The sequence below is a fragment of the Actinosynnema sp. NPDC050801 genome, assembly GCF_040673975.1.
In the GTDB taxonomy this organism is placed as follows: Bacteria; Actinomycetota; Actinomycetes; order Mycobacteriales; family Pseudonocardiaceae; genus Actinosynnema.
On record NZ_JBFAQZ010000001.1, the window covers coordinates 560,822 to 579,487 of the forward strand.

21 protein-coding genes are annotated in these 18,666 nt (G+C 72.4%); 16 read left to right on the forward strand and 5 right to left on the reverse strand.

The window, feature by feature from the left end:
* Positions 1-31: 31 nt before the first annotated feature.
* Genes ftsH through AB0K14_RS02805 form a run of 8 tightly spaced genes read left to right on the forward strand, consistent with a single transcriptional unit; the run spans position 32 to position 7,854 of the window.
* The gene (gene ftsH, locus AB0K14_RS02770) at positions 32-2,338 is read left to right on the forward strand and encodes an ATP-dependent zinc metalloprotease FtsH (protein ID WP_360454343.1); all 2,307 of its coding nucleotides are present in this window, start codon (positions 32-34) and stop codon (positions 2,336-2,338) included.
* Between the two features lie 38 nt (positions 2,339-2,376).
* Positions 2,377-2,979 (forward strand): GTP cyclohydrolase I FolE, encoded by a 603-nt coding sequence (gene folE, locus AB0K14_RS02775; protein ID WP_360454369.1) that lies wholly within the window; start codon positions 2,377-2,379, stop codon positions 2,977-2,979.
* 29 nt (positions 2,980-3,008) lie between these two features.
* Positions 3,009-3,797, forward strand: a complete 789-nt coding sequence (gene folP / locus AB0K14_RS02780) for a dihydropteroate synthase (protein ID WP_360454367.1) — start codon at positions 3,009-3,011, stop codon at positions 3,795-3,797.
* 28 nt (positions 3,798-3,825) lie between these two features.
* Entirely contained in the window at positions 3,826-4,188 is a 363-nt protein-coding gene (gene folB / locus AB0K14_RS02785; protein WP_360454364.1) for a dihydroneopterin aldolase, read from the forward strand.
* Positions 4,181-4,663 (forward strand): 2-amino-4-hydroxy-6-hydroxymethyldihydropteridine diphosphokinase, encoded by a 483-nt coding sequence (folK, locus tag AB0K14_RS02790; RefSeq protein WP_360454341.1) that lies wholly within the window; start codon positions 4,181-4,183, stop codon positions 4,661-4,663. Before folB ends, folK begins: the two co-directional genes overlap by 8 nt.
* A 55-nt stretch (positions 4,664-4,718) precedes the next feature.
* Positions 4,719-5,375, forward strand: a complete 657-nt coding sequence (locus AB0K14_RS02795) for a maleylpyruvate isomerase family mycothiol-dependent enzyme (RefSeq protein WP_360454338.1) — start codon at positions 4,719-4,721, stop codon at positions 5,373-5,375.
* Positions 5,376-5,392: 17 nt separating this feature from the next.
* Positions 5,393-5,845: a DUF3180 domain-containing protein gene (locus AB0K14_RS02800; RefSeq protein ID WP_360454336.1), complete on the forward strand. Its 453-nt coding sequence runs from the start codon at positions 5,393-5,395 to the stop codon at positions 5,843-5,845.
* Between the two features lie 50 nt (positions 5,846-5,895).
* Positions 5,896-7,854, forward strand: a complete 1,959-nt coding sequence (locus tag AB0K14_RS02805) for a DUF6779 domain-containing protein (RefSeq protein ID WP_360454333.1) — start codon at positions 5,896-5,898, stop codon at positions 7,852-7,854.
* 3 nt (positions 7,855-7,857) lie between these two features.
* On the opposite strand, the gene AB0K14_RS02810 is transcribed toward AB0K14_RS02805, so the two are convergent.
* Genes AB0K14_RS02810 through AB0K14_RS02820 form a run of 3 tightly spaced genes read right to left on the reverse strand, consistent with a single transcriptional unit; the run spans position 7,858 to position 9,864 of the window.
* A complete protein-coding gene (locus AB0K14_RS02810; protein ID WP_360454330.1) occupies positions 7,858-8,922 on the reverse strand; it encodes an NADH-quinone oxidoreductase subunit D in 1,065 nt (354 codons plus the stop codon).
* Between the two features lie 41 nt (positions 8,923-8,963).
* Positions 8,964-9,410 (reverse strand): DUF1203 domain-containing protein, encoded by a 447-nt coding sequence (locus AB0K14_RS02815; protein ID WP_360454327.1) that lies wholly within the window; start codon positions 9,408-9,410, stop codon positions 8,964-8,966.
* Between the two features lie 55 nt (positions 9,411-9,465).
* Entirely contained in the window at positions 9,466-9,864 is a 399-nt protein-coding gene (locus tag AB0K14_RS02820; RefSeq protein ID WP_360454324.1) for a MarR family winged helix-turn-helix transcriptional regulator, read from the reverse strand.
* A gap of 91 nt (positions 9,865-9,955) precedes the next feature.
* Here AB0K14_RS02820 and AB0K14_RS02825 point away from each other — a divergent pair, with 91 nt between their 5' ends.
* The gene (locus AB0K14_RS02825; protein WP_360454321.1) at positions 9,956-10,279 is read left to right on the forward strand and encodes a cupin domain-containing protein; all 324 of its coding nucleotides are present in this window, start codon (positions 9,956-9,958) and stop codon (positions 10,277-10,279) included.
* A gap of 20 nt (positions 10,280-10,299) precedes the next feature.
* On the opposite strand, the gene AB0K14_RS02830 is transcribed toward AB0K14_RS02825, so the two are convergent.
* Positions 10,300-11,211 (reverse strand): SAM-dependent methyltransferase, encoded by a 912-nt coding sequence (locus AB0K14_RS02830; RefSeq protein WP_360454318.1) that lies wholly within the window; start codon positions 11,209-11,211, stop codon positions 10,300-10,302.
* A gap of 30 nt (positions 11,212-11,241) precedes the next feature.
* Here AB0K14_RS02830 and AB0K14_RS02835 point away from each other — a divergent pair, with 30 nt between their 5' ends.
* From AB0K14_RS02835 to AB0K14_RS02855, 5 genes are all read left to right on the forward strand, one after another.
* Positions 11,242-12,414, forward strand: coding sequence for a PrsW family intramembrane metalloprotease (locus tag AB0K14_RS02835; RefSeq protein WP_360454315.1), 1,173 nt, complete (start codon positions 11,242-11,244; stop codon positions 12,412-12,414).
* Between the two features lie 91 nt (positions 12,415-12,505).
* On the forward strand, positions 12,506-13,414 hold the full coding sequence (locus AB0K14_RS02840; protein WP_360454313.1) for a DUF2520 domain-containing protein: 909 nt from the start codon (positions 12,506-12,508) through the stop codon (positions 13,412-13,414).
* Positions 13,411-14,301, forward strand: coding sequence for a pantoate--beta-alanine ligase (panC, locus tag AB0K14_RS02845; protein WP_360454310.1), 891 nt, complete (start codon positions 13,411-13,413; stop codon positions 14,299-14,301). The genes AB0K14_RS02840 and panC overlap by 4 nt, the downstream gene beginning before the upstream one ends.
* A gap of 10 nt (positions 14,302-14,311) precedes the next feature.
* Complete coding sequence (panD, locus tag AB0K14_RS02850; protein WP_360454308.1) at positions 14,312-14,806, forward strand: aspartate 1-decarboxylase; 495 nt, start codon at positions 14,312-14,314, stop codon at positions 14,804-14,806.
* Positions 14,807-14,818: 12 nt separating this feature from the next.
* Positions 14,819-15,604, forward strand: coding sequence for a type III pantothenate kinase (locus AB0K14_RS02855; protein WP_360454305.1), 786 nt, complete (start codon positions 14,819-14,821; stop codon positions 15,602-15,604).
* Positions 15,605-15,643: 39 nt separating this feature from the next.
* Here AB0K14_RS02855 and AB0K14_RS02860 read toward each other — a convergent pair whose 3' ends face one another.
* On the reverse strand, positions 15,644-16,399 hold the full coding sequence (locus AB0K14_RS02860; protein WP_360454302.1) for a methyltransferase domain-containing protein: 756 nt from the start codon (positions 16,397-16,399) through the stop codon (positions 15,644-15,646).
* A 62-nt stretch (positions 16,400-16,461) separates the two neighbouring features.
* Between AB0K14_RS02860 and lysS the strand changes: the two genes are divergently transcribed.
* Together lysS and AB0K14_RS02870 are read left to right on the forward strand one after the other, a co-directional pair.
* On the forward strand, positions 16,462-17,973 hold the full coding sequence (lysS, locus tag AB0K14_RS02865) for a lysine--tRNA ligase (RefSeq protein WP_360454299.1): 1,512 nt from the start codon (positions 16,462-16,464) through the stop codon (positions 17,971-17,973).
* Positions 17,974-18,087: 114 nt separating this feature from the next.
* A complete protein-coding gene (locus AB0K14_RS02870; protein WP_204842672.1) occupies positions 18,088-18,435 on the forward strand; it encodes an Lsr2 family protein in 348 nt (115 codons plus the stop codon).
* Positions 18,436-18,666: the final 231 nt, after the last annotated feature.

Consider the following 18,666-nt stretch of genomic DNA (forward strand, 5'->3'; position numbering starts at 1 on the left):
AGGGTCGAGGCCGCCCGCCGGCCGTAAGTGCATGGACCGCAAGCGCCTGCTTCGCAACCCGCTGCTGTGGATCGTGGCGGTGTTGCTGCTCTTTTACGCCTTCAACGTGCTCTTCGACGACAACCGGGGCTACACCCCGATCAAGACGTCCCAGGCACTGCAACAGATCCGGGACGGCCAGGTCAAGGAAGCCACGATCGAGGACAAGGAGCAGCTCCTCAAGCTCACCCTCAACGACGGGGTGACCGTCGAGGGCAGCAACCGCGTGCGCGCCCAGTTCCCGGCGAGCTCAACGGACGAGATCTTCACCATCCTCGACCAGGCGGGCAACAAGCCGGTCGTCGAGACCAAGGTCACCCAGGACTCGTTCCTGATGCAGATGCTGCTGTACCTGGTCCCGCTGGGCCTGCTGCTGCTCCTGCTGATGTGGATGATGAACAACGCCCAGGGCGGCGGGAACCGCGTCCTGAACTTCGGCAAGTCCAAGGCGAAGCAGCTGTCCAAGGACATGCCCAAGACGACGTTCGCGGACGTCGCGGGTGCCGAAGAGGCCGTCGAAGAGCTCTACGAGATCAAGGACTTCCTGCAGAACCCGGGCCGCTACCAGGCCCTGGGCGCGAAGATCCCCAAGGGCGTGCTGCTGTACGGCCCGCCCGGCACCGGCAAGACGCTGCTCGCGCGCGCCGTGGCCGGTGAGGCCGGCGTGCCGTTCTACTCGATCTCCGGCTCGGACTTCGTGGAGATGTTCGTCGGCGTCGGCGCCTCGCGCGTCCGCGACCTGTTCGAACAGGCCAAGCAGAACGCGCCGTGCATCATCTTCGTCGACGAGATCGACGCGGTCGGCCGCCACCGCGGCGCCGGCATGGGCGGCGGGCACGACGAGCGCGAGCAGACGCTCAACCAGCTGCTGGTCGAGATGGACGGCTTCGACTCGCGCGGCGGGATCATCCTGATCGCGGCGACGAACCGGCCCGACATCCTCGACCCGGCGCTGCTGCGCCCCGGCCGGTTCGACCGGCAGATCCCGGTGTCCGCGCCGGACCTGAAGGGTCGCAAGCAGATCCTGCGCGTGCACTCCAAGGGCAAGCCGCTGCACGCCGAAGCCGACCTCGACGGCCTGGCCAAGCGCACCGTCGGCTTCTCCGGCGCCGACCTGGCCAACGTCGTCAACGAGGCCGCGCTGCTCACCGCGCGCAAGAACGGCACGATCATCACCAGCGTCGAGCTGGAGGAGTCGGTCGACCGCGTGATCGGCGGTCCGGCGCGCAAGAGCCGGATCATCTCCGAGAAGGAGAAGAAGATCACCGCCTACCACGAGGCCGGGCACGCCCTGGCCGCGTGGGCGATGCCGGACATCGACCCGGTCTACAAGGTCACGATCCTGGCCCGCGGCCGGACGGGTGGTCACACCCTCTCCGTGCCCGAGGAGGACAAGGACCTGATGACCAGGTCCGAGATGATCGCCCGGCTGGTGTTCGCGCTGGGTGGCCGCTCCGCCGAGGAGCTGGTCTTCCACGAGCCGACCACGGGCGCGTCCAACGACATCGAGCAGGCGACCAAGATCGCCCGCGCGATGGTGACCGAGTACGGCATGTCCGCCCGGCTCGGCGCGGTCAAGTACGGCCAGGAGCAGGGCGAGCCGTTCCTCGGCCGCAGCATGGGCCGGCAGGCCGACTACTCGCTGGAAGTCGCGCACGAGATCGACGAGGAAGTCCGCGAGCTGATCGAGGCCGCGCACACCGAGGCGTACGAGGTGCTCAACACCTACCGCGACGTGCTCGACGCGTTGACGCTGGAGCTGATCGAGAAGGAGACCCTGCACCAGAAGGACCTGGAGCGGGTCTTCGCCGGCGTCGAGAAGCGGCCGCGGATCACCAAGTTCAACGACTTCGGCAACCGCACCCCGTCGGACAAGCCGCCGGTCAAGACCCCGGCGGAACTGGCCAAGGAGCGCGGCGAGCCGTGGCCGCCCGCGATCGAGGACACCCTGGACCAGGAGCTGCCGCCGGCGCAGGACCCGGTGCCGACGCCGACCAACGGCAGCAACGGCGTGCAGGCCCCGCCTCACCCGCAGGGCCAGAACCACCCGCAGGCGCAGCCGTACCCGCAGGCGCAGCCGTACCCGCAGGCGCAGAACCACCCGCAGGCACAGCCGCAGTCCTACCCGCCGCAGCCGCAGCACCCGTCGTCCGGTCCGCCGAACTACGGCGCGCCGCCCGGGTGGACGCCTGCCACGGTGCCCGGCGGCGCCCCGCAGCCACCGCAGTGGCAGCCGGAGCCGACGGACGCGGAAGCGGGGAAGCGGTCCTTCGACACGGACCCGGACAACCGCACGTGACCGAGCAAGGCACCGCGATCGACCAGACCGGCCTCTCCGTGAACGGGGGGGCCGGTCTCGCGCGCCGGCCCTTCGACCAGAAGCGGGCCGAGGAGGCGGTGCGCGAGCTGCTGCTCGCGTGCGGTGAGGACCCGGAGCGCGAAGGGCTGCGGGACACGCCCGCCCGGGTGGCGCGCGCCTACCGGGAGCTGTTCGCCGGGCTGCACACCGACCCGGACAGCGTGCTGGCCAAGACGTTCGACGAGAGCCACGAGGAGTTGGTGCTGGTCACCGACATCCCGATGTTCTCGTTCTGCGAGCACCACCTGCTGCCGTTCCACGGCGTCGCGCACGTCGGGTACATCCCGAACGAGCACGGCCGGGTGACCGGGCTGTCGAAGCTGGCCCGGCTGGTCGACCTGTACGCCAAGCGGCCGCAGGTGCAGGAGCGGCTGACGTCGCAGGTGGCCGACGCGTTGATGCGCCGGCTCGACCCGCGCGGCGTGATCGTGGTGGTCGAGGCCGAGCACCTGTGCATGGCCATGCGCGGCGTGCGCAAGCCCGGTTCGCGGACCACGACGTCGGCGGTGCGCGGGTTGCTGCGCAGCTCGGCGTCGTCGCGGGCGGAGGCCATCGAGCTGATCAAGGGACGTTTGCGGTGAGCGTGCCCAGGCCGGGGCACTGCGTGGTGATGGGCGTGCTCAACGTGACCCCCGACTCGTTCTCCGACGGCGGCCGGTACCTCGACCTGGACGAGGCGGTGGCGCACGGCGTGGCGATGTTCCGGCGCGGCGCGGACCTGGTGGACGTCGGTGGCGAGTCGACGCGGCCCGGCGCGGACCGGGTGCCGCCGGAGGTGGAGGCGCGGCGGGTCACGCCGGTGATCCGGGCGCTGGTCGCGGAGGGCGTGCCGGTCAGCGTGGACACCACGCGGGCCGAGGTGGCGCGGGCCGCGCTGGACGCGGGCGCGACGATCGTGAACGACGTGTCCGGCGGGTTGGCCGACCCGGCGATGGCGCCGCTGGTGGCGTCGGCGGGCGTGCCGTACGTGCTGATGCACTGGCGTGGGCACAGCAGGCGGATGGACGAGCTGGCCGTGTACGACGACGTGGTGCGCGACGTGCGCGACGAGTTGTGCCGCCAGGTGGACGCCGCCCTGGCCGCCGGGGTGGCGGCGGACGACATCGTCCTCGACCCGGGTCTCGGCTTCGCGAAAGACGCCACGCACAACTGGCAGCTGCTGCACGGGCTGGACTCGTTGCTGGAGCTGGGTTTCCCGGTGCTGGTCGGCGCGTCGCGCAAGCGCTTCCTGGGCGCCCTGTTCGGCGAGCGGCCGCCCGACGGCCGGGAGGACGCGACCGCGGCGGTGTCGGCGCTGGCGGCGTTCGCGGGCGCGTGGGGCGTGCGGGTGCACGACGTGGACCGGTCGGTGGACGCGGTCGCGGTGGCGCGGGCGTGGAGGAGGGGCAGTGCCCACTGACGTGAGCGCCCCAGCGGAGGTGGCCGAGGTGTCCGACCGGATCTCGTTGCGCGGCCTGCGGGTGCGCGGGTTCCACGGCGTGTTCGAGCACGAGAAGCGCGACGGCCAGGACTTCCTGGTCGACATCACCGCGTGGCTGGACCTGTCGCGCGCGGCGGCCACGGACGACCTGCGGGAGACGTTGCACTACGGCGAGTTGGCCGAGCGCGCGGCGGCGATCGTGGCCGGCGGGCCGTACGACCTGATCGAGACGGTGGCGGGCAAGGTCGCCGACGAGGTGATGACCGACCTGCGCGTGCGGGCGACCGAGGTGACCGTGCACAAGCCGTCCGCGCCGATCCCGTTGGCGTTCGAGGACGTCTCGGTGACGATCAGGCGCACCCGTGACTAGGGCGGTGCTGTCGCTCGGCTCGAACCTGGGCGACCGGCTGGGCCACCTGCGGCTCGCGGTGGCCGGGTTCGCCGACGTGCTGGTGGCCGCGTCGCCGGTGTACGAGACCGCGCCGTGGGGCGTGACCGACCAGGACGACTTCCTCAACGCGGTGCTGGTCGTGTCCGGCGACGTGGACGAGTGGGGCTGGCTGCGGCGCGGGCAGGCGTTGGAGCAGGCCGCCGGTCGGGTGCGGGAACGGCGGTGGGGGCCGCGCACGCTGGACGTGGACGTCGTCACGGTGGACGGCGTGCGGTCGTCCGACCCGGAACTGCTGCTGCCGCACCCCGGCGCGCACGACCGCGCGTCGGTGCTGGTGCCGTGGCTGGACGTGGAGCCGGACCCGGTCGTGCCGGGGCACGGCCCGGTGCGCGACCTGCTCGCGGACCTGGACGTCTCCGGGGTCACCCGGCGGGACGATCTCCGGCTGACCTGAGCGGCGCTGCGCGGCCCGGGCCACCGGGCGTAGCGTTGGCCGCGGAGGTGGCGCGATGAGCAACGCGGTCACTTACGACGCCGCACGGCGGCGGATCATCAGCCTGGTCACCGGTGGCGATCCCGACGCGCCGGTGGCCGCCTGCCCCGGGTGGACGGTCAAGGACGTGCTCGCGCACCTCGCCGCGGAGCTGGGTGACTTCACCGAGCAGCGGTTCGACGGGGTCGAGGACGGGTCGTGGGGCGAGCGGCACGTCACCGACCGGCGCGGCCGCGGCACCGGCGAGTTGCTGGTCGAGTGGGAGCGCAGCTTCCAGGTCGCCGAAGGGCTGTTCGACTCGCCGATGGGCGCCGTGCTGGTCGCGGAGATCGTCTCGCACGAGCACGACATCCGCACCGCGCTGGGGCGCCCCGGCGAGCGGGACAACGTGGCCGTGCGCGCGGCGTTGACCCGGCCGTTGCAGGAGTTGGACAAGCGGATGCGGGCCCGGCACCTGCCCGCGTTGCGGATCACGCTGGAGCACGGCGACCGGGTCGTGGGCGAGGGCGAGCCCGCGGGCGCGCTGCGGACCTCGTCGTTCGAGCTGCTGCGGGTGCTGGGCGGACGGCGCAGCGACGACCAGGTGCGCGCGCTGGACTGGGACACCGATCCCGCCCCGTGGCTGCCCGTGCTGTCGATGTTCGGCAGGCGGGACACCGCGCTGGTCGAGTAGTCGGGGACGATGGAGGGGTGAGGTTCACCAAGCCCCGTGACCTGCTCGCCGCCGGACTCGTCGCGGGCCTGCTCGCGCACCTGCTGATCAGGCTCGCCTACGACACGCTCCCGCCGCTGCCGACGTTCGCCGGTTTCACCCTGCTCGTGATCGCGGCGGTCAACCTGTGGCTCGCGTTCTCGCTGCGCGCCCGCATCCTGCGCAAGCCGGGCGCGCGGCCGGTCGAGCCGTTGGCCGCGGCGCGGGCGGTGGCGTTCGCCAAGGCCTCGTCGCTGCTGGGCGCGATCATGCTCGGCGCGTGGACCGGTGTGCTCCTTTACGTGCTGCCGGCGCGCGGTGAGTTCGAGGCGGCCGACAACGACACGGTCAGCGGCATCGTCGGGGTGGTCTGCGCGGTCGTGCTCATCGCCGCCGCGTTGTGGCTGGAACGGTGCTGCAAGACGCCCGACGACCCGCATCTCGATCAATAGATACGGACGCCGAGGTCTCAATCGGGTAACTGACCGGTACGGTAGACGCCATGACCGGGCGAGGCGCGTCGGATGATGACGAGCAGCAAGATCACGGTCGTGGCTCCGGGCGACTACTGCTGGTAGCGGCATTGGCACTCGCCCTCGGTGCCGCGGCGGTGCTGGTGCTGAGCGACAACGCCCGCTGGCTGCGGTTGGCCGTGGTCGCCGCGCTGTGGGCCGCGCTGGTCGGCGCGTTCCTCGCGGCCCGGTACCGCAAGCAGATCACCGAGCGCGAGGACGAGGTGGCCGACCTCCAGTCGGTCTACGAGCTGGAGCTGGAACGCGAGGTCGCGGCGCGGCGCGAGTACGAGCTGGAGGTCGAGGCCGAGACCCGCAAGCGGGTGCAGGAGGAGGCCAAGGACGACCTGGAGGCGCTGCGCGGCGAGCTGCGCGCCCTGCGGGAGAACCTGGAAGCCCTGCTCGGCGGCGAGGTGCTGGTGGAACGCGTGGCGTTGCGCGCCGAGTCGACCCGGATGCGCGCCCTGTCCGACCAGTCCCGGCTGATGGCCGTGGGCGACAAGCGGATCATCAACGCCGGTCCGGCCGTGCCGGTGACGAAGAAGGTCGCGGAGAAGCCGCAGGTCGACCGCACCGAGCTGATCGAGCGGGTCAACGTGGAGACCTCGCGCAAGGACCAGGTGCGGCGTCCCGAACCGACGCGCCCGGAGCCCGCGCGGCGCGAGCAGGCCCAGCCGGTCCGCCGGGAGGCCGCCCGGGCGACGGCCCAGCCCCGCCCGACGCCGCCCGTGGTGGTGCGGCGGGAGCCGGATCCGACCGAGCGGGTGAACCGGGACGTGGCGGCGCGGTTGGGCGCGCCCGCGGCGACCGCTCGGACCGCCGAGCCCGCCGATCGGACGCGGGCGGCCGAGCCGTCCAAGACCGAGCACACCGTGCAGCGGCGCAGCCGGGTGGCCGACCGGACCGAGATGATCAGCCGGGAGGCGCTGGCCGAGGGTCAGGCGCGGCGACCGGACACCGCGGGTGGGGCCGTGCGGCGGACGCCGGGCCGTCCCGAGTCGACGGGTGAGCAGCGTGCCGTGCCCCGGGCCGAGTCGACCGGCGAGCAGCGGTCGGCGGCGTCGCCGGACGTGCGCCGGCCGTCGACCGCGCGGGTGGAGTCGACCGGAGAGCACCGGCCGGTGGAGCCCCGCCGGCCTGCGGCGCGGGTGGACGCGACGGGTGAGCACCGGCCCGTCGGGCGTCCGGATCCGGTCGAGCCCGGTCGTCGGCCTGCCGCGCGGGTGGACGCGACGGGAGAGCACCGGCCGGTGGGTCGTCCGGATCCGGTCGAGCCTGGTCGTCGGCCCGCGGCGCGGGTGGACCTGACCGGTGAGCACCGTCCGGTCGGTCGTCCCGATCCGGTCGTCGAGACGGACCGCCGGTCGGGTGCGCGGGTGGACGTGACGGGTGAGCCGCGGGCCGCGGCGCGCCCGGATCCGGTGGGCGAGACCGGTCGTCGGTCGGCTGCCCGGGTCGACCTGACCGGTGAGCACCGGCCCGTGGGTCGTCCGGACCCGAACCGCGAACAGGCGCGCCGACCCGCGGCGCGGGCCGAGCCGACCGGTGAGCACGTGCCGGTCGCGGCTCGGTCGGAGCCCGCTCGCCGCACCACCGAGGACGACGTGCGCCGGTCGCGCCGCGCGGACGAGCCGGCCGGTGGGCACCGGCCGGTGGTCGGTGAGCCGGAGTCGATCGGCGGGCGTTCGGCGGACTCCGCGTCGGCTTCCGTGACGCCGCCGGAGGGCCGCCGTCGGGCGACCGGGCCCGCGGCCGAGCCGGGCGGTCGGCGTCGGGCCGAAGAGCGCTGGGACTCGTGGGAGGACACCCCCAAGCCGTCCGGCAGGCGCAGCGCGCCGGAGCCGGCCGAGCCCGCCGGGGCGCACGCGGACGGCAAGTCGGTCAGCGAGCTGCTCGCCGCGTTCGGCGGCGCCGACTCGCCCCGCCGCCGTCGCCGCCGCGAGGACTGACCCTCACTTGTCGATGTCGCCGACGACCACGGCGAACGACCCGAGCACCGCGGGCAGGTCGGCCACCCCCGTGCCGGGCAGCAGCGCGGACAGCGCCTGCACGTTGTTGAACGACGGTGTGCGCAGCTTCAGCCGCCACGGCGTCTTCTCGCCCCGTGACGCGAGGTGCACGCCGGACGTGCCCAACGGCGCCTCGACCCACGTGTAGACCGAGCCCTCGGGCGCCTTGATCGCCTTGGGCAGCCGCAGGTTGACCGGGCCGGTCGGCAGCCGGTCCAGGCACTGGCCGGCGAGCGCGACCGAGTGCCGCACCTCGTCCACCATGCCGCGGACGCGGGCCAGCGCGTCGCCCTCGGACCGGACGACCGGGCGCACGTCCAGGTTCCGGTAGCCGGGCAGCGGGTCGTCGCGGCGCAGGTCGAAGTCCACTCCGGACGCACGGCCGATCGGACCGGTGACGCCGTACGCCAGCGCGGCGTCGCGGGTCAGCACCCCGATGCCCGCCAGGCCTTCCGGCGCCTCACCGGGGTCCACAGTGGACAGGACCTCGCGCACCCGGTCGGTCCAGCCCGCGGGCACGTCCTCGCGCAGGCCGCCGATCCGGTTGGCCATGAAGTGGATCCGGCCGCCGGACGCCTCCTCCAGCACCGCCTGCACGGCGTCGCGGTCGCGGGCGCCGGTCAGCGGTGCGAGGAAGACCAGGTGCGCCATGATCCGGTTGAGCTCGCACAGCAGCACGCGCAGCGCCTGGGCGCGGGGCGGGACGTCCATGCCGGTCATCCGCTCCACGGCCAGCGCGACGGCCAGCTCGTTGCAGAAGGCGGCGAGCCAGTCGTGCCGGTTGGCGAGGGTGAGGACCTGCCGGTAGTCGCGGACCTCGAAGAGCTTCTCCGCGCCCCGGTGCAGGTGGCCGACCAGGGGCTCGGCGGCGGTGATGACCTCGTCGTCGCGGACCGTCAGCCGCAACCGGTACGCGCCGTGCGCCGACGGGTGCAGCGGGCCGAGGTCGACGACGCGGTCGACCCCGAGGTGCCGCGCACCGGCGCCGACGCCGACGGTGATCTCCACCCGTCCATCGTCGCACGGCCCGTCGCCGCCGGGGTCGAGGCCTAGTCGCGGGTGATCGCGAACAGGAAGCACCCGTGGGAAGCGCTGCGGACCTGGACCTCGGCGACCTCCGGGTGGTCGAGCAACGCCTCGACGCGGTCCGACAGGCTGCCCGGCTCCACGACCTCGCCGCCGTGGATGCGGCCTCCGGCGGTGTAGGCGCGCAGCGTCCGCCGCGCGTGGCGGAACGCCTCCGGGAACTCCGCGGTGCTCGCGGGCCCGTCGCACGGCTCGGCGTGGGCGAACACCGGCCCCAGCTCCTCGTACGGCCCGGCGCCGGCCGTGGGCGTGTGGCGGAAGAGGATCACCGGCTCGCCCGGTCCGGCCTTGCGCAGGCAGCAGCGCAGTGGTGCGCCGGGTGACTCGTCGTGCAGCTCGTGGTGCTCGTCGGTGCCGGCGAGCCCGCGAGCGCGGTCCAGCACGTCGTCCGGCAGCGCGTGGATTCTCATGCGCTCGACCCTGGTCGGTCGCGGGCCGCGGTGCCGGCGGTCTTCGGCCGTCGTGTCACCAGACCGGGCGGAGGCCGCCGTCCACGTCCGCGAGGTAGGTCTCCAGGGCCGCGCGCAAAACGGCCAGCCGTTCCGCGCCGACGACGGCCGCCAACTCGTCCTCCAGCTCCGCCCAGAGGGCGTCGGCGAGGCGGAGGTACGACCGACCCTTGCCGGTCAGGGCCAGGACCCGGGCGCGGCGGTCGTTCGGGTGCGGGGTCCGGTGGACGTAGCCCCAGTCGACCAGCTCGGCCACGGTCTTGGTCGCCGCCTGCTTGGAGACGCCGAGGTGGGCGGCGAGGTCGACGGCGGTGGCGGAGGGACGGCTGGCGAGGTAGCGGAAGACGAAGCCGTGCGCGGGGCGCAGGGGTTCCAGGTCGCGTTCGGCCAGTCGTTCGTGGAAGCGGTCGGTCATCACTCGGAACGTCCTGGCGAACAACATCGACACGGGTTCCACAGTCGCCTAGTCTGCAACTAGACAACCACATTGACTAGTTTGGAGAGCGATGTTCGAGCGCCACGGCTTCGTGTTCCGCCCCCACGCCACGCCGTCGAAGGGCGGTAGCACCCAGATCGCCCTGTGGACGGTCGAGGTGCCGGTGGACGCGAGGAGCGAGCGGCACCAGGTCGACAAGGAGGAGGTCTTCCACGTCCTCGAAGGCCGGGTGACGATCAACGAGGTCGAGGCGGGCGCCGGGGAGACGGTCGTCGTCCCGCCGCACGTGGAGTTCCAGCTGGTCGGCGGCCCGGCCAAGGTCCTGGTCGCCACGTCGGTGGGGATCACCGGCCTGGTCGGGGACCAGCGGATCACGCCGCCCTGGTCCCAGTAGGGCTCTGGTCGCAGTAGGGCTCAGGGCCGCCACGGGGGCAGGGGCGGGAGCAGGGACGACACGGGCACGCCGACCCCGTGCAGCAGCCAGCCGAACGACCCCAACCCGCCCTCGGCCCGCAGCTCCGCGATCCGGGACGCCCGCTCGGCCGCCGTCAGCCAGCCGGGCTCGCCGGGCGACACCGTCCCGACGAGCCCCAGCGCCGCCAGGGCGTCCCGTTGCGAGACGAGCACCCACTCGCCACCGGCCGCCTCGGCGCACGCGTCCAGCGCCACGTGCGCGGTGAGGTCACAGCTGCCGTCGAACACCGGCTCCACCCGTCGCCCGCCCCGGTACGCCGCGAACGTCCCCGCCGCGTACCGACCCGCCGCCCGGTCGGCCAGCACGTGCCCGTAGTCCACCGCCAACGCCGCACCGCGCTCGACCCGTGACACGGCATCCGCCCAAGCCGCGTCCCTCGGCGCCCCGATCTCCGCCCGCAGCCCCTCTCCCACCGGCCACCACCGATCCAGCCAGGGGTGCGACAACGGCCCCGTGACCAGCGGACAAGGCACGGCGTCCAGCCATTCGTGCCCCACCAGCAACCCGCACACCGAGGACGGCAGGGTCGACCGCCACCGCACACCCGGCACCGACCGCGACGGCCCGACGTCCACCGCGGTCACCACCAACCGCGCCGCCAGCGACCCGGTCGCCCCCGACCGCACCGCCGCCGCCAGCTCCCCGCCACCGGCCCCGACGTCCACGAAATCCAGCCGCGCCGGCCTGCCGAGCGCGAAGTCCACCCGATCGAGCAGCGAGAGCAGCGCTTCGGCCAGCTCAGGACCCACCAGGGGCGCGGTCCGGAAGTGGTCGGCGGGCACCTCACCGCGGGTGAAGAACCCCGACGGCCCGTACAACGCCTCCCGCCACAGGGCTTCCGAGTCCACCACCGGTCAAGTGTCCCTTTAAAGTTCCACCTCGTGACCACTCCCGCCCGCAAGCGCGTCGACCAGCAGCGCTGGACCGTCCTGCTCCCGGTCCTGGGCTTGATCGCGCTCGGCGTGTGCGGACTGGTGCTGCTGGGCCTGGGCACCTCCCAGACCGGCCTGCTGCCGATCCTGGTCGGCGCGGTGGCCGCGCTGCTGCCCGTGCTCGCGGTGATCGGCGCCTACCTGTGGGTCGACCGCTGGGAGCCGGAGCCCGCGAAGATCCTCCTGCTGGCGTTCCTCTACGGCGCGTGCGGCGCGACGATCACCTCCCTGGTGTTCAACCAGACCGCGCACGTGCTCGGCCAGCTGATCGACGGCGGTGACGGCAGCACGTTCGCCGCCGTGGTGGGCGCGCCGATCACGGAGGAGGCCGCGAAGGCGGCGTTCATCGTGGTGCTGTTCCTGCGCCGGCGGCACGAGTTCGACGGCGTGGTGGACGGCGTGGTCTACGCGGGCGTCACGGCCGCGGGCTTCGCGTTCACCGAGAACATCTGGTACTTCGCCCGGGTCTTCTCCGACAGCGGTTTCGGCGACCTGGGCAGCGGCGTGATCGCGCTGTTCATCCTGCGCGGCGTGCTGTCCCCGTTCGCGCACCCGCTGTTCACGTCGATGACCGGCATCGGCATCGGCATCGCGGCGATGAGCGCGAGCAGGCGGGTGCGGGTGATCGCACCGGTCCTCGGCTACCTCGGCGCGGCGGGCCTGCACTCGCTGTGGAACTTCTCCACCACCGTCGGCACCGGCTCCACCTTCATCAACCTGTACTTCCTGATCATGGTGCCGATCTTCGCCGGCATGGTGCTCATGGTGGTCTGGCAGCGCCGCCGCGAGCAGCGGATCGTCGCGGGCCAGCTGCCCGCCATGGCCGCCAACAAGTGGATCGCCTCCAGCGAGGTCACCCTGCTGGCCAGCCTCCAGGGCCGCAGCCGGTGGCGGCGCACGGTGCGGCGGCGGGTCGGCGACGAGGCGGCCAAGGCGGTCGCGGGGTACCAGGTGGCCGCCACGGAACTGGCGTTCCTGCGGCACCGCATGGCCAACGGCACCGCGGGCCACGACGCGGAGCAACGCCACTCCCAGCTGCTCGCCGCGCTCGTCGCCGCACGTCAGGCCGCCGTCGACGCCCCCGGTGCGCTGAAGGCCGCAGGTGGCGTTCGTCGCAGTTGACGGTCCACCGCCACGCACCGGATTACGCTCGCGGCCGTCGTCCGGTACCCGGGCATCGGGACTGGAACGCCGCGGTGAAGGAGTACGTCGCATGGACGCGACCCCCCGCCCCGCGCGGTTGGCCGTGGGAGTGATCTCGGCCGGCCGGGTGGGTTCGGTGCTGGGCGCCGCGCTGTCCCGAGCGGGGCACGTCGTGAGCGCCGTCGCCGCCGTTTCCCGGGACTCGTTGCGCCGCGCCGAGGAGCTGCTGCCCGACGTGCCCGTGCTGCCGCCGCCGGACGTCGCCGCCTCCGCCGACCTGGTGCTGCTGGCCGTGCCGGACGACGAGCTGGCGGGCCTGGTCCGCGGCCTGGTCGCCACCGGTTCGCTGCGCGCCGGGCAGATCGTCGTGCACACGAGCGGCGCGCAGGGCGTGGACGTGCTGCGGCCCGCCGCCGAGCTCGGCGCGCTGTGCGTGGCGCTGCACCCCGTGATGACGTTCACCGGCCGCGTCGAGGACGTGCAGCGGATGAACGCGTGCTCGGTCGGCGTCACCGCGGCCGACGACGACGAGATCGCCTGGCACGTCGGCGAGGCGTTGGTGGTGGAGATGTCCGCCGAGCCGGTGCGCGTGCCCGAGGCCGCCCGCCCGCTCTACCACGCCGCCCTGGCGCACGGCGCGAACCACCTGATCACCCTGGTCGCCGACTGCGCGGACCTGTTGCGCGGCGCGGGCATCGCCGACGCCGAGCGGATGCTCGGCCCGCTGCTGTCCGCCGCCCTGGACAACGCCCTGCGGCACGGCGACCGCGCGCTCACCGGCCCCGTCGCGCGCGGCGACGCGGGCACCGTCGCCAAGCACCTGGCGGTGCTGGCCCGAGTGGCCGCCGACACCGGCACCGACACCCTGCCCGCCTACCGGGTCCTCGCGCTCCGCACCGCGGCGCGCGCCCAGGCCGCCGGGCTGCTCAAGCCCGAACTGGCGTCCGACGTCCGCACCACCCTCGAAGGACAGGCATGACCAAGCCGCTGACCAAGGACGACTACGCGCCGGGCGACGTGACGGTGCACCGCGACCCGGACCGGCTGCGCCGGGTCACCAGGGCGTTGAAGGCGGCGGGTCGCAACATCGCCCTGGTGCCGACCATGGGCGCGCTGCACGAGGGCCACCGCAAGCTGATCCGCGAAGCGCAGGTGATGCAGAACACCGTGGTCGTCGTCTCCCTCTTCGTGAACCCGACGCAGTTCGGGCCGAACGAGGACTTCGACCGCTACCCGCGCAGCTTCGACGCCGACGTGGACATCTGCCGCGAGGAGCGCGTCGGCCTGGTGTTCGCGCCGTCGGTCGACGACATGTACCTGCCCGGCAGCACGGTCACCGTCGACCCGGGCCCGCTCGGCGACGAGCTGGAGGGCCGGACCAGGCCCGGCCACTTCACCGGCGTGCTGTCCGTGGTCGCCAAGCTGTTCAACATCGTGCAGCCCACCTACGCGGTGTTCGGCGAGAAGGACTACCAGCAGCTCACCCTGATCCACCGGATGGCGCGCGACCTCAACTTCCCGCTGGACGTGGTCGGCGTGCCGACCGTGCGCGAGCCGGACGGCCTGGCGCTGTCCTCGCGCAACCGGTACCTGTCCGAAGAGGAGCGCGCCGCCGCGACCGCCTTGTCCGCCGCTCTGGTGGCGGGCGCGTACGTCAGCGGCCAGGGTGCGGACGCCGTGCTCAAGGCCGCCGGCGACACCCTCGCCGCGGCGCCCGGCGTCGACCTCGACTACCTGGAGCTGCGCGCGCCCGACCTCGGTCCGGCGCCGGAGAACGGCGACGCCCGCCTGCTGGTGGCCGCCCGCGTCGGCTCCACCCGACTGATCGACAACGCCGCCGTGCTGCTCGGCACCGGTGACGAGTAAGGGGACCGCCATGTTCCGCACCATGCTCAAGTCGAAGATCCACCGGGCCACCGTCACGCAGGCCGACCTGCACTACGTCGGCTCGGTCACGGTCGACGAGGACCTGATGGAGGCCGCCGACCTGCTGGCCGGCGAGCAGGTCGCGATCGTGGACGTCACCAACGGCGCGCGCCTGGAGACCTACGTCATCCCCGGCGACCGCGGCACCGGCGTGATCGGCATCAACGGCGCGGCGGCGCACCTGGTGAAGCCGGGTGACCTGGTCATCCTCATCGCCTACGGTCAGATGGACGACGCCGAGGCGCGGGCGTACCAGCCGAAGGTCGTCTTCGTCGACGCCGACAACAAGGTCGTCGAGCTCGGCGCGGACCCGGCGCACGCGCCGGAGGGTTCGGGCCTGGTGAACGGCTCGACGTCGGCCCACGCCCCGGCGCAGCCGGAGCCGGTGGCGGCGGAGACCGAGGACGCGGCGGCGCTGGACGCGTTGATCCAGGCCGAGGACTAGAGAGGACGCGCAGTGCTGCTCGCCATCGACGTCGGCAACACCAACATCGTGCTGGGCCTGTACGACGGCACGGGGGACTCCGCCGCGCTGGTCCGGGACTGGCGGATGCGCACCGACGCCCGGATGACCGCCGACGAGCTGGCGCTGACCATGCGCGGCCTGCTCGGCGAGTACGCCGACAAGATCACCGGCATCTCGGCGCTGTCCACCGTGCCCGCGGTGCTGCGCGAGCTGCGCGTGATGCTCGGCCGGTACTACGGCGGCGTGCCGAAGGTGCTGGTGGAACCCGGCGTGCGGACCGGCGTGCCGCTGCTGGTCGACAACCCCAAGGAGGTGGGCTCCGACCGGGTGATCAACACGTTGGCCGCGCACCACCTGCACAGCACGGCGTGCGTGGTGGTCGACTTCGGCACGTCCACGAACCTCGACGTGATCTCGGCCAAGGGCGAGTTCCTCGGCGGCGCGCTGGCGCCGGGCATCGAGATCTCCGTGGACGCGTTGGCGGCACGCGCCGCGCAGCTGCGCAAGGTCGAGCTGGTGCGACCCCGTTCGGTGATCGGCAAGAACACCGTGGAGTGCCTCCAGTCCGGCATCGTCTACGGGTTCGTCGGCCAGGTGGACGGCCTGGTGCGCCGGATCGTGGACGAGCTCCAGCTCAGCGAGCCCGGCCCGGTCACGGTCATCGCGACCGGCGGCCTCGCGCCCCTGGTGGTGACCGAGTCGGCCACCATCCAGGCCCACGTCCCGGACCTGACCCTGCTCGGCCTGCGCCTGGTTTTCGAACGCAATATGAAGTGAGCACCAGGCCTTTCGCCGCCGTCGGCGAAGCAGCGACGATCAAACCCGGCGCAGGCGCTTCACGTAGGTGGTCAGGGGGAAGTCGAACTCGCCGGTGGCGGTTTCGGGGAGGGACTTGAGGAACGCGAGCATCCGCGCGTTCATCGCGGCCCGCTCCTCCTCCGGGACCACCAACGCGTGCGAGTGCGTGTTGACCGTCGCCACCAGGGACTCGGCGGTGCGCCGGTGCACGTGCGGGAAGACCCGGCTGACCGCGTCGGTGAAGAGCTCGTGCTCCACCATCGGGTCGAAGTCCAGCTCGTCCTGCGCGCTGACGCTGGACCGCGCGGTCCGGATGAACTCCGCCATCCACGGCACCGAGTCGTCGTAGTCGTTCCACAGCGCCGCCAGCACGCCACCCGGCCGCAGCACGCGGGCGATCTCCGGCATCGCCCGCTCCGGGTCGAACCAGTGGAACGCCTGGCCGACCACGACCGCGTCCACCGTGCCGTCCGGGACGGGGATGCGCTCCGCGCTGCCGGGCAACGCGCGCGCCGCACCGTGGTGGCGCACCAGCTCCGACAGCATCGCCTCGTCCGGCTCCACGGCGGTCACGTGGTGCCCTTCGGCGAGCAGGCCGCCGGTCAGCTTGCCCGTGCCCGCACCGAGGTCGAGCACCTGGTGCGGCCCTTCGCCCAGCGGTTCCAGCACCCAGCGGACGGCCTCGGCGGGGTAGTCCGGTCGGTGTTCCGCGTACGCCGAGGCGCGCGCTCCGAAGGAGTTCGCCCGCCTGGCCCGCAAGTCATCTCCGGTCACCCACCCGAGCCTAGTGAGATCCGGTTCGATTTCCCGAGCGGTCTTTCCGTACTCTTCGTCGTGTGAGTGAGCAGCCAGCGACCGGTTCCGCGACCAGCGACGACGATCTCCCCGAGCAGCTGAGGGTGCGCCGGGAGAAGCGGGCGCGACTGCTGGAACGCGGCACCGATCCCTATCCGGTCGAAGTGCCCCGCACGCACACGTTGCGCGAGGTGCGCGAAGCGCATCAGGGCCTGGAACCGGACACGTCGACCGGTGATGTGGTCGGTGTGACGGGCCGGGTGATGTTCATCCGCAACACCGGCAAGTTGTGCTTCGCGACGCTGCGCGAGGGCGACGGCACCGAACTGCAGGCCATGCTGAGCCTGAACGGCGTGGGCGAGCAGGCGCTCGCCGAATGGAAGTCCGATGTCGACTTGGGCGACCACGTATTCGTGCACGGCGAGGTCATCACCTCCCGCCGCGGCGAACTGTCCGTGATGGCGGACCGGTGGTCGATGGCGGCGAAGGCGTTGCGCCCGCTGCCGGTCGCGCACAAGGAACTCGCCGAGGAAACCCGCATTCGCCAGCGGTACGTGGATCTGATCCTGCGCGAGCAGGCGCGGAACACGGTGCGCGACCGGGCTGCGGTGGTGCGCTCGTTGCGGGAGTCGTTCCACCGGCGCGGTTTCACCGAAGTCGAGACCCCGATGTTGCAGACGTTGCAGGGTGGCGCGACCGCCCGGCCGTTCGTGACCCGCTCGAACGCGCTCGACATCGACCTGTTCCTGCGGATCGCGCCGGAGCTGTACCTCAAGCGGTGCGTGGTCGGCGGTATCGAGAAGGTCTTCGAGATCAACCGCAACTTCCGCAACGAGGGCATGGACTCGTCCCATTCGCCCGAGTTCTCCATGCTGGAGTACTACGAGGCGTACGCCACCTACGACACGAACGCGGTGCTGACCCGCGAGCTGATCCAGGAAGCCGCGATGGCGGTGGCCGGTTCGCACGTGGTGACGTTGGCCGACGGTTCCGAGTACGACCTCGGCGGCGAGTGGACGACCTTGGGCATGTACGAGTCGTTGTCCGAAGCGGCGGGCGAAGAAGTCACGCCCGAAACCACTCCGGAGCGGCTGCGCGAGCTCGCCGACAAGCACGGCCTGGAGACCGACCCGAAGCTCGGGCACGGCAAGCTGGTCGAGGAGCTGTGGGAGCACTTGGTCGGGGACGCCTTGCACGCGCCCACGTTTGTGCGCGATTTCCCGGTGGAGACCTCGCCGCTCACCCGTCAGCACCGCAGCCGACCGGGCGTGGCCGAAAAGTGGGACCTCTACGTGCGGGGTTTCGAGTTGGCCACGGGATACTCGGAACTGGTGGACCCGGTGGTCGAGCGGGAGCGGTTGGAAGCCCAGGCCCGCCTTGGCGCCACCGGTGACGTCGAGGCCATGCCGGTCGACGAAGACTTTCTGCGATCGCTGGAGTACGGAATGCCACCGAGCGGTGGTGTGGGAATGGGCATCGACCGGCTGCTGATGGCGCTCACGGGCCTCGGTATCCGGGAGACGATCCTGTTCCCCCTCGTGCGCCCGGAATGAGTAACTTCTCGGACTCCAGGCGGCGCATTCCGGTAGTTGTGCGCTAACCTGCACTCGCCAATGCTTTAGGTCGCGGTCGGGGAACACCGCGCATTCGAGTCCAGGAGGATACGCATGGCGCAGAAGGTCACCGTGACCCTGGTCGATGACCTGGACGGTGGGAAGGCGGAGGAGACGGTCGGCTTCGGATTGGACGGCGTGTCCTACGAGATCGACCTTTCCTCGAGCAATGCGGGCAGGCTCCGCGACGCTCTCGCCGACTTCGTCGCCAGTGCCCGCAAGGCGGGTGGCCGCAAGCGCGGCCCGGGTCGTCCGGCCGGTGTGAAGGCGGCGCGTCCGGCTTCGGCGGATCGCGAGCAGAACCAGGCCATTCGGGAGTGGGCGCGCAAGCAGGGGATGAAGGTGTCCGATCGTGGACGCATCCCGGCCGAGGTGCTGGAGGCATACCACCAGCAGGGTTGATGTCGATGTCGCCGGTGTGAGTTGCCGGCGTGACTTGTCGCCGTGGCGCACGCCACGGCAATTACGTCAATCGACGAAGGGGCGCCGGATTCATCCGGCGCCCCTTCGGTTGTTTTTCGCAACTCCACCGCGCCCCCCGTGTTTGAAGATCCATTTCCTGGGTCGGCCGGTGGGGATAGTGATCTTCGACTCGACCGTTCGGCGGCATGCGACCCGGCGCGTGTCCTACCC

Coding starts and splice junctions, on each gene's coding strand:
- ftsH (WP_360454343.1), top strand. CDS start 32: ATGGACCGCAAGCGCCTGCTTCGCAACCCGCTGCTGTGGATCGTGGCG.
- folP (WP_360454367.1), top strand. CDS start 3,009: ATGGGCGTGCTCAACGTGACCCCCGACTCGTTCTCCGACGGCGGCCGG.
- AB0K14_RS02795 (WP_360454338.1), top strand. CDS start 4,719: ATGAGCAACGCGGTCACTTACGACGCCGCACGGCGGCGGATCATCAGC.
- AB0K14_RS02805 (WP_360454333.1), top strand. CDS start 5,896: ATGACCGGGCGAGGCGCGTCGGATGATGACGAGCAGCAAGATCACGGT.
- AB0K14_RS02815 (WP_360454327.1), bottom strand. CDS start 9,410: ATGAGAATCCACGCGCTGCCGGACGACGTGCTGGACCGCGCTCGCGGG.
- AB0K14_RS02820 (WP_360454324.1), bottom strand. CDS start 9,864: ATGACCGACCGCTTCCACGAACGACTGGCCGAACGCGACCTGGAACCC.
- AB0K14_RS02825 (WP_360454321.1), top strand. CDS start 9,956: ATGTTCGAGCGCCACGGCTTCGTGTTCCGCCCCCACGCCACGCCGTCG.
- AB0K14_RS02840 (WP_360454313.1), top strand. CDS start 12,506: ATGGACGCGACCCCCCGCCCCGCGCGGTTGGCCGTGGGAGTGATCTCG.
- panC (WP_360454310.1), top strand. CDS start 13,411: ATGACCAAGCCGCTGACCAAGGACGACTACGCGCCGGGCGACGTGACG.
- panD (WP_360454308.1), top strand. CDS start 14,312: ATGTTCCGCACCATGCTCAAGTCGAAGATCCACCGGGCCACCGTCACG.
- AB0K14_RS02870 (WP_204842672.1), top strand. CDS start 18,088: ATGGCGCAGAAGGTCACCGTGACCCTGGTCGATGACCTGGACGGTGGG.